Genomic DNA, 9756 nt, shown 5'->3' with positions numbered 1-9756 from the left:
GTTTGAAGCCGTGTGTTATTCAACTTGAAAGCTCCCAATTGGATAAAGTCCAGCTTAGTGACTTTGCGTCTTCGTGGTGAGCTATTCCACACATCATTATGGAGTTGTGCTATGACTGAAAACACCAATCCCCGCCCCGACATCGCCGATGAATTCCGCGAACTGGGCGAAAACCTGAAAAATATGCTGCAAGGCGCCTGGCAAAGCGAAGAAGCCCAACGCCTGCGCGATGATATTAAAACCGGCCTGGAAGAGTTGAGTAAAAGTGCCTCCGAGGCGGTCACAGATTTCAACACCGGCGAAACCGGTCAACGGCTCAAAGAAGAAGCTCATGAGTTTAAGACGCGTGTCGAAAGCGGAGAAGTTGAAATCAAAGCGCGTGCCGAAATCTCCAAGGTACTGCGCACGCTGAACGACGAACTGCAAAAAGTAATTGACGCGATGGAAAAACACGATTAGGAAAATTTACCACGAAGCCACGAAGGCACAAAGAATTACAAATTTCTTCTTAGTGTCTTTGTGGTGAAATCTCTTTTGATTGCCAGACTACTTGACCACCAAACTACCGAACTACCGGACTAGATTATGAAAACACCCTTATCCTGGCTTAAAGAATATGTTGATATTGATCTCCCCGTTGAAGAACTGGCCCAACGCATGACTCTGGCCGGGTTGGAAGTGGAAGAAATTCGCTATGTGGGCTACCCCCAACCCAGTGATGACCAACCCCGGCAAGCCAAAATTTCTGGCTTCGCCTGGGAATCGGACAAAATCGTGGTGGGTGCTGTGCTCGAAGTGATGCCACACCCCGACGCCAACAAGCTGGTATTGTGCAAACTCGATGACGGCGAACAGATTCACACCGTGCTGACCGGCGCGCCTAATTTGTACGGCTACAAGGGCAAAGGTGCACTCGAAACACCCCTTAAAGTGGCCTACGCCCGCGAGGGGGCGACCATTATCAACGCCTACGAACCCGGCAACCAGCCCACCACCCTCAAGCGCAAGAAAATCCGCGGCGTGGAATCGTACTCGATGGCTTGCTCGGAGCGCGAATTGGGCATCTCGGAAGAACATGAAGGCATCATCATCCTCGATGACGATGCGCCTACCGGCGCGCCGCTAGTCGATTACCTCGGCGACATCGTTTTTGACATCGCCATCACACCCAACATGGCGCGCGATGCCAATATTATCGGTGTAGCGCGTGAGGTTGCCGCGATTACGGGGAAGGCGTTGAAAACGTCCGACGTCGGACGCCAGACGCAAGACGCTCCCCGCGATGTATTCGCAAAAATTAAAATCACCAAACCCGTCCTCAACCCGCGCTTCACCCTCGGACTGATCGAAAATATCGAGATCAAATCCAGCCCCTACAAAGTGCAATTACGCCTGCGCCTGTGCGGAATACGCGCCATCAGCAATATCGTCGATGCCACCAACTATGCCATGTTGGAAGTTGGCGAACCGCTGCACGCTTTCGACTACGATGTGCTCGTAAAACGCGCCAATTCTGCCGGAGCCGAAATCCCCACCATCATCACCCGTTCCGCTGAAGCTGGCGAAAAACTGGTCACGCTGGATGATACCGAACGCGAACTCGACGCTTTCACCGTGCTGGTCTGCGACCAGAGCGGGGCGCTGGCCCTGGCTGGCGTGATGGGCGGCCTTGAATCCGAAGTCACCGCCGAAACCACGCGCGTGCTGCTCGAGGGCGCGGCCTGGAATATCATCAACACGCGGCGCACCGTTATGGCGCAGAACCTGCCCTCGGAGGCAGCTTATCGCTTCTCTCGTGGTGTCCACCCCGAACTGGCTCCGCAAGGCGTTCTGCGCGGCCTCGATCTGATGCACACCTGGGGCGGTGGCTCCATCGCCGAAGGTCTGGTCGATAATTATCCTTTACCCCCCGCCGATCCCACCGTAGAAATCCAGGCCGCCGACGTGCACCGCTGGCTGGGCATCGAGTTGAGCCTAGATGAAATTGTGAACATTCTGGAAAACCTGGCGTTCACCTGCGAAGTCAGCGGGCAGCAGATAGCCGTCACCACACCCTCCCATCGGCTCGATATCGAAACCGGCGTGATTGGCAAGGCCGATTTGATGGAAGAAGTCGCGCGCGTATATGGCTATGACCGCATTCCAGAAACGCGCATGTCCGATGATTTGCCACCCCAAAGAGGGAATCGCAAGCTTGAAATCGAGGAGGGGCTGCGAGATATGTTGGTGAGTCTTGGCCTGCAGGAGGTCATCACCCACCGCCTGACCTCCCCGGAGCGCGAGCAGCGCACCCTGCCCGACGACGCGCCCGCCGATGAACGCGCCTACTTCCGTCTGAGCAACCCCATCTCACCCGAACGTTCGGTGCTGCGTCACAGCCTGCTGGCCTCCGTGCTGGAGATTGCCGAGCGCAACGCTCGCATCCGCCCGCGGCTGGCAATCTTCGAGATCAACCCGGTCTTTTTGCCCAAAGAAGGGCAAGACCTGCCCGACGAGGCGCACAAACTGGTGCTGGCCCTCAGCGGCCCGCGCGCCCTCCCCGATTGGAACGACGCCGATTCTACCCCAATGAATTTCTTCGACCTGAAAGGCGTCATCGAACACGCCCTGCACGGCCTGCACATTGAAAATTTGCACTACGAAATTGGCGCGCATCCCAGCTTCCACCCCGGTAAATGTGCCGAGATTTTGGCTGGTGAACAGCGTATCGGCGTGATGGGTGAGTTGCACCCGCTGGTGCAGGGGAACTATGATCTGCTCGAAACCCCGCTGCTGGCCGCCGAGTTTGATATGGCCGCCCTCTCTGCGGTGGTGCCTACGCTGTTCAAGGTCACATCCATCCCGCAGCAGCCGCCCATGCTCGAAGACATCGCCCTGATCGTGGACGATGCCCTACCCGCGGCCCATATCGAAGCGCTCATCCGACAGACCGGCGGCGAAACGCTCACCAACGTGCGCCTGTTCGACATCTACCGCGGCGATCAAATTGGCGCGGGCAAAAAATCCCTGGCCTACAGCCTGACGTATCAAGACCCTGAGCGAACCCTCACCGATAAAGACGCGACCAAGTTGCGCAATAAAATTGTTAAACGCCTGGAGCGCGAGCTTGGGGCGCAGTTACGGGGGTAAAGACCCTTCCCCTCTCATCCCCCTGGCCCCCTTCTCTCCCCAACGGGGAGAAAAGGGGGAAACTCGCAAAAAAGGTTGCACTGAACAAGGTGCTTTGTTCAGTGCAACCTTTTTTGCGTAAATTCCCCACCCCCAATATTGGGGGTGGGGGTCTTCTCTGGCACGAATCTGGCAACAAGAAACTTGCCCTATGCTCCAACTTCGGGGTAGAATGCCATCGGATGACTAAAGACCTCCGAGATTTTATAACGAATACATCAGGCTGAACGTAATTGGGTCAAATCTCAGTGGCCTGGAATGAAGAACCGTTTCGCCCCCTACACATGCCAAAACAACTCCGCTACACACTTATTTTCCTGTTGCTGACACTCTTTGCCAGCGCCTGTACGCGCACCTGGGAGGCTGACGACGCGTCCCCATGGGTGGTAGCCCCCGGATCGAGCAAGCAGGAAACCGCCGCGGTTGAAGTCGGCAGCCCTCTCACCACAGCGCGTCCACCGGGTTCCGCAGTGCTGACTCCCACGCCCGATGCCCCCCATCCCATCCCTGGCTTGCGCACCGATGCCGATCAATATGCTGTGAAACCCGGCGACACACTGGGTCAAATTTCCGACCAATTCGGGGTAGGCATCCCCGCCATCGCCGAGGCTAATAATATCGCCGATATCAATGTGCTCGAAGTCGGGCAGGTATTAAACATCCCCGCCCCCGAAACCATCGCCACGGGCTCAGCTTTCAAGATCATCCCCGATTCAGAACTCGTTGCCGGGCCAATGACGGCCTATTTTGATGTGCCCGATTTTGTCTACCAGAAAAACGGCTATCTGGTGCGCCACGAAGAAGAAGTTGATGGCGTGATGTTGAACGGCTTCCAGATCGTGCAGCGCATTTCGCAAGATTATTCCGTCAACCCGCGCATTTTGCTGGCCGTACTCGAATATCAGAGCAACTGGGTGACGAATCCGAATCCGCAGACCTACACGTTAATGTACCCACTGGGCTGGGAAGACGCCAATCGGCAAGGGCTATATAAGCAACTGGCCTGGGCCGCCAATGAACTCAACCGCGGCTATTACCTGTGGCGGGCCAACGCCATTGCAAGCTGGTCGCTGCCCGATGGCGCTATTATCCCAGTGGACCCAACCATCAACGCCGGAACCGCCGCGGTGCAATATTTTTTCTCGAAACTTTACGCGCAAGAAATTTGGGAACGCAATGTAAACTCGGATGGCATCTTCAATACTTTCCAGAATCTATTTGGCTATCCCTTTGATTATGCGATAGAACCGCTGCTGACCCCCGGGTTGGTCCAGCCATCCCTGGCCTGGCCCTTTGAAACTGGGGTGGACTGGGCCTTTACCGGCGGACCCCACGGCGGCTGGGGGGATGGTTCTGCATGGGCAGCGCTAGATTTTGCCCCCTATGGGGAGCCACTTGGCTGTTCAACCAGCGAGGCCTGGGTTACGGCAATGAACAGCGGCATGATCGTGCGCGCCGAAAATGGAGCTGTAGTACAAGACCTGGACGGTGACGGAGCTGAGCAAACCGGCTGGACAATTTTGTATATGCACATCGAGACACGTGATCGCGTGGCCGTGGGAACAACCTTGCAAACCGGGGAGCGCGTTGGGCATCCATCGTGCGAAGGGGGTATCTCCACCGGAACGCATGTCCACATTGCTCGGCGGTATAATGGCGAGTGGATTCCGGCCGATCAGAATATTCCCTTCAATATCGACGGGTGGATCAGCCAGGGCGCAGGCGATAGTTACAACGGTCTGCTGGTCAAAGGTGACCAAAGCATTGTGGCCGAAAACGGCTTCATACCCGAAAATCTCATTCGACGGTAAGTTATGAGACAGTTAAATTCTTGGAGTAATTTTTTCGCCAAAAAGGCAGGATACCCTAAAAGGTACAGGCGACACGAAGAAAAACATAAAAACTCTGTATCTTTGTGTCTTTGTGGTAGGAGTCTTGTAGTTTTTCTTGTCATCTCACTTCTTGCAGGCTGCAATTTCCCCGCGCAGAAATCCCCCGCTTTTGTTGCCCCTTCCGAATATGAAATGGCCGCCGCCCCAACTGCGGAGAATACACTCCTCCCAAGCGAAACGCCCCCTGAGAGTGAAGCCTCCGCGATGATTGAACCCGGCAGCCCAACCCCAGAAGCTGCGGCAATGGCAACCCCCATCCCCACCGAGACGCCAATCCCCGCCAAGCCCGACGGCCCGCTGCTATACTACACCCAGGCCGGAGACACGCTCGCTGCGCTGTCCGTGCGCTTTGGCGTGCGCCCCGATGAAATCGAATCGACTACCACACTGCCCGCCTGGGGCTTCATCAACCCCAACCAACTGCTCATCATTCCGCAGCGTTTCACCAATACCACCTCATCGGCGCACTTGCTCCCGGATAGCGAAATTGTATACACCCTCTCGGCGATTGACTTCGACACAATTCAATATGTGAATGATGCCGGGGGGTATTTGCAGAACGCACACGATTATTTTGGCAGTAACGGTGAAGTCAGCGGAGCGGAAATTGTATACAAAACTGCCCTCGATAACTCCATCAACCCGCGCTTGCTACTGGCGCTGCTCGAATTTCAAAGCGGCTGGGTCTTCGGTCAACCGGCTACCCAGACTGGAGAAGAATACCCCCTGGGGCATATCATCTACAATGACCGCGGTCTGGCCGATCAACTCAAATGGGCCGTTAATCAACTCTCTATCGGCTATTACGGCTGGCGCGAGGGCCGCCTGAGCGAGATCACCTTCACAGATGGCGTGGTTGCGCATCTGGCTCCCGATCTCAACGCCGGAACTGCCGCCCTGCAATATTACTTCGCCCAAATTTACGACAGTAAGACCTGGCTGGCCGCACTGGATTCCAAAACCGGCCTGCCCGCGATTTACGAGCAAATGTTTGGCAGCCCGTGGATGCGCGCCCAGGTGGTTGAGCCGCTCTTTCCGCCCGACATTGAGCAGCCCGAACTGGAATTACCCTTCATCCCTGAGCGCACCTGGAGCTATACCGGCGGCCCGCATGGCGCCTGGGAGAAAGATGGCTCATGGGCCGCGATTGACTTTGCCCCGGCCACCTCGGTGAGCGGCTGCGTCCGCTCGGATGCCTGGGTCACGGCGGTGGGGGATGGCATTGTCACCCGCGCAGAGCGCGGCATCGTGGTACTCGATCTGGATGGCGACGGCTTTGAACAAACCGGGTGGGTGATGATCTACTTGCACATCGCCACCGAGGGGCGTACCGGATCGAACCGCGTCGTCAAAGCCGGGGATTTACTCGGACATCCCTCTTGTGAGGGGGGGCACGCTACCGGGACGCATGTCCATATTGCGCGCAAATATAACGGCGAGTGGATCGCCGCCGACGGCCCGATTCCCTTCACACTCAGCGGCTGGGCTGCCCACTCTGCGGGGGAACCCTATAAAGGCACGCTCACTCAAAATGATGATACCATCACCGCCAGCCAATACGGCTCCGGCGTGAGTGTAATTATGTTGGAAGAGTAACAACCTTTTACATCTCTCTGAACCGCAGAGTGCGCAGAGAAATGAAAATAGTTAACAAAACGCTGCATTCTTTGCGCTCTCCGCGGTTAGAATTGGCACCTTGTTTCGGAATCTGGAGAGAAGCCAGGGGGTGATGGCTAGAAAGCAAATGAGATACAATATCGCCATGATCTCTCGTTTTTCCACATTCATGTTCATCGTGCTAATATTTGGCGCCTGCACCCCGGCGGCCATTGAAGCCCCATCCCCAACGGCTACACGCATTTCCACGCATACGCCTGTTCCCCCTAGCGCCACACCCGCGCCCACGGCTACGCAGACTCCCACACTTACCTTCACCCCTGAACCCACCATCCGCCCAGCGCATTTGATTCTGCCTAATGCCGCCGTGGTCTATTCGCCCACCACGCTTGATTTTGACATTGAAGCTTACCTTGCCAAAACCGGCGGTTTTTTGAACGAGTATCGCCAATACCTGATGATCACCGGCTGGACAAGCGCCGCGGAGGTCATCCAACGCGTGGCGCTCGAAAATTCGCTCAACCCGCGCCTGCTGTTGGCCTTGCTCGAATATCAGAGCGGCGCGCTGCTCGGCCAGCCTGCCGACCCCGAAAATTACCAGGCCGCCATGGGCGCGGCCGAATACTACCGTCAAGACCTGTACGGCCAGCTCATCTGGGCGGCACACGCACTCTCGGATGGTTTTTATGGCCGCAGCGACGGCACACTTCGTCAACTCTCATTTCCCGATGGCAGAATTTTGCCCTTGCCCGCCGATACCAATTCCGGCAGCGCCGCGGTGATGTACTTTTTTTCTCAGTTGGTGGATGCAGACAACCACGCGCAAACTTTAGCCGGATTCGGCGGACTCTACACCGAGTTGTTCGGCGATCCCTGGGCGCGGGCCGCCGCCGTGGGTGATCTGCTACCCGAGGGACTACAACAACCGGCATTAACCTTGCCCTTTGAGCCAGGCGAAACCTGGGCCTACACCGGCGGGCCACATCCCGCTTTCGAGAAAAATGGCCCGCTCGCCGCCCTCGATTTTGCCCCGCGCATGAGTGTCAGCGGCTGCGAACCTTCCGGCGAGTGGGTGGTTGCCGTGGCCGATGGCCTGATCGTGCGCTCGGAGTTCGGCATCGTCATCCAGGATTTGGATGGCGACGGCCACGAGCAAACCGGCTGGAATGTGATGTATCTGCATATCGGCACCGATGAGCGCGTCCCCGTAGGCACCTATTTACATGCCGGTGATTTCGTGGGCAACCCCTCCTGCGAGGGCGGGCGCGCCACAGGAACCCACATGCACATTGTGCGTAAATACAACGGCGTCTGGATTCCTGCCGATGGGCCAATTCCCTTCGTACTCGATGGCTGGACCGCTCACAATGGCGACGAAGCTTATCTCGGCACTCTGACCCGCGACGATGAAACCGTAACCGCACACCAGTTTGGCTCGGCGGTTTCGCGCATCACGCGGGAAGACCAGTGACCACTAACTAATGTTACGCCTGCGAACACACTTTCTGCTAACCCTGGGGCTGGCTGCCCTATTCCTTTCCGGCTGCCTGCCTCAACCGGAGTCCGCGCCGCCCATCTCGCTGGGCACGCCTGCCAGCGCGCCAGAATTCCAACTCTCGGCCACGCCCATCCCCCAGCGTCCCAAATACAACCCCGGCGAATTGGTAGACTATACCGTCATCTCTGGCGATACGCTGCCCGTGCTGGCGAACCGCTTCAACACCAGTGTGGAAGAAATCCGTGAGGCCAATCCGATTATCCCGCCTGATGCGACGACGCTGCCACCAGGGATGCCGATGCAAATGCCGATTTATTATCGCGCTCTATGGGGGTCGCCATTCCAGATTTTGCCCGACAGCCTGTTTATCAACGGCCCAGCACAAATCAATTTTGATACAGCCGCCTTTGTAGACGAACAACCCGGTTGGCTGCGCGAGTATCGCGATTATGCCGCCGGAGCCAATCGCACGGGCGCGGAGATCGTGGATTATGTGGCGCTGAATTTCAGCGTCAGCCCCCGCGTGTTGCTGGCACTGCTAGAATATCAGACCGGCGCGCTAACCAATGCAAGCTTGCCGCAGCATCTGGATACGCGTTATCCATTGGGACACGAAAGCCGCAGCCATCGCGGGTTGTATCTACAATTGGTGTGGGCGGCCAATCAACTCAACCACGGCTATTATAGTTGGCGCAGCGGACGGCTGATAACACTTAATTTACTGGATGGCACGATTGAGCACCCTGATCCCTGGCAAACGGCAGCCAGTGTAGCTTTCCAATATTATTTTTCATTGAAGCACGACGGACTCGAATATCAGCACGATACTGGCCCTGAAGGAATTGCCCAAGCCTATCGGGATTTGTTTGGCGATCCGTGGGCGAATGAACAGACACATATTCCGGGGAGTTTGCTACAACCGACGATGGTATTGCCCTTTGAGCGCGGCAAAACCTGGGCCTATACCGGCGGGCCACACACCGGCTGGGGCACCGGACAGCCCTTTGCGGCGATTGATTTTGCCCCCCCCAGCGTGGCAACCGGTTGTGTCAACTCGGACGAGTGGGCTACCGCGGTAGCCGATGGGGTGGTAGCACGCACCGATACAGGGGTTGTCGAGCTTGATCTGGATGGCGACGGCGATACGCGCACCGGCTGGGTGGTTTTCTATTTGCATATTGCGGCGCGCGACCGCCCGGCAGAAGGAACCGTTGTTGCGCAGGGCGCGCCGATAGGGCACCCTTCTTGCGAGGGGGGGACCAGCACTGGCACGCACATCCACATTGCACGCAAATACAACGGCGAGTGGATCACAGCGGAGGGAACGCTGGCCTTCAATTTGGATGGCTGGATAGCCCACAATGGGTATAAGCCCTACGCGGGGACGCTGACGCGCTTCTCGCAAACGGTGACGGCCAGCGTCAACGCCGCGCATCAGAGTTTTATCACCGCCGAAAAGCTGGAAGAGGGTGAGTAGGGACGGGTCTGAGGGCTTTCCACGTTCAAAAAACTAAAATTTGGGGCGGAATAGTATTCGTTCAGTTGATAACCGGTAGCAGGGAAGGGACAGGCCTGCCCTGG

Annotated in this window: 6 protein-coding genes; all 6 read left to right on the top strand. The window is 56.9% G+C overall.

The window, feature by feature from the left end:
* Positions 1–111: 111 nt before the first annotated feature.
* The 6 genes from HN413_15590 to HN413_15565 all read left to right on the top strand — a co-directional run bounded on the left by HN413_15590 (position 112) and on the right by HN413_15565 (position 9652).
* The gene (locus tag HN413_15590) at positions 112–459 is read left to right on the top strand and encodes a hypothetical protein (GenBank protein ID MBT3391821.1); all 348 of its coding nucleotides are present in this window, start codon (positions 112–114) and stop codon (positions 457–459) included.
* Between the two features lie 126 nt (positions 460–585).
* Entirely contained in the window at positions 586–3129 is a 2544-nt protein-coding gene (locus HN413_15585; GenBank protein MBT3391820.1) for a phenylalanine--tRNA ligase subunit beta, read from the top strand.
* Between the two features lie 323 nt (positions 3130–3452).
* On the top strand, positions 3453–4979 hold the full coding sequence (locus HN413_15580; GenBank protein ID MBT3391819.1) for a LysM peptidoglycan-binding domain-containing protein: 1527 nt from the start codon (positions 3453–3455) through the stop codon (positions 4977–4979).
* Between the two features lie 285 nt (positions 4980–5264).
* Positions 5265–6656, top strand: a complete 1392-nt coding sequence (locus tag HN413_15575; protein ID MBT3391818.1) for a hypothetical protein — start codon at positions 5265–5267, stop codon at positions 6654–6656.
* A 133-nt stretch (positions 6657–6789) separates the two neighbouring features.
* Positions 6790–8148, top strand: a complete 1359-nt coding sequence (locus tag HN413_15570) for a hypothetical protein (protein MBT3391817.1) — start codon at positions 6790–6792, stop codon at positions 8146–8148.
* A 10-nt stretch (positions 8149–8158) separates the two neighbouring features.
* Positions 8159–9652 carry a LysM peptidoglycan-binding domain-containing protein gene (locus HN413_15565; protein ID MBT3391816.1) on the top strand — a complete coding sequence of 498 codons (1494 nt, stop codon included), beginning with the start codon at positions 8159–8161 and terminating at the stop codon, positions 9650–9652.
* Positions 9653–9756: the final 104 nt, after the last annotated feature.

It is taken from the genome of Chloroflexota bacterium, assembly GCA_018648225.1.
Classification (GTDB): domain Bacteria; phylum Chloroflexota; class Anaerolineae; order Anaerolineales; family UBA11858; genus NIOZ-UU35.
The sequence above is the reverse complement of the archived record's forward strand: the minus strand, read 5'-3'. Positions and strand labels throughout refer to the sequence as shown.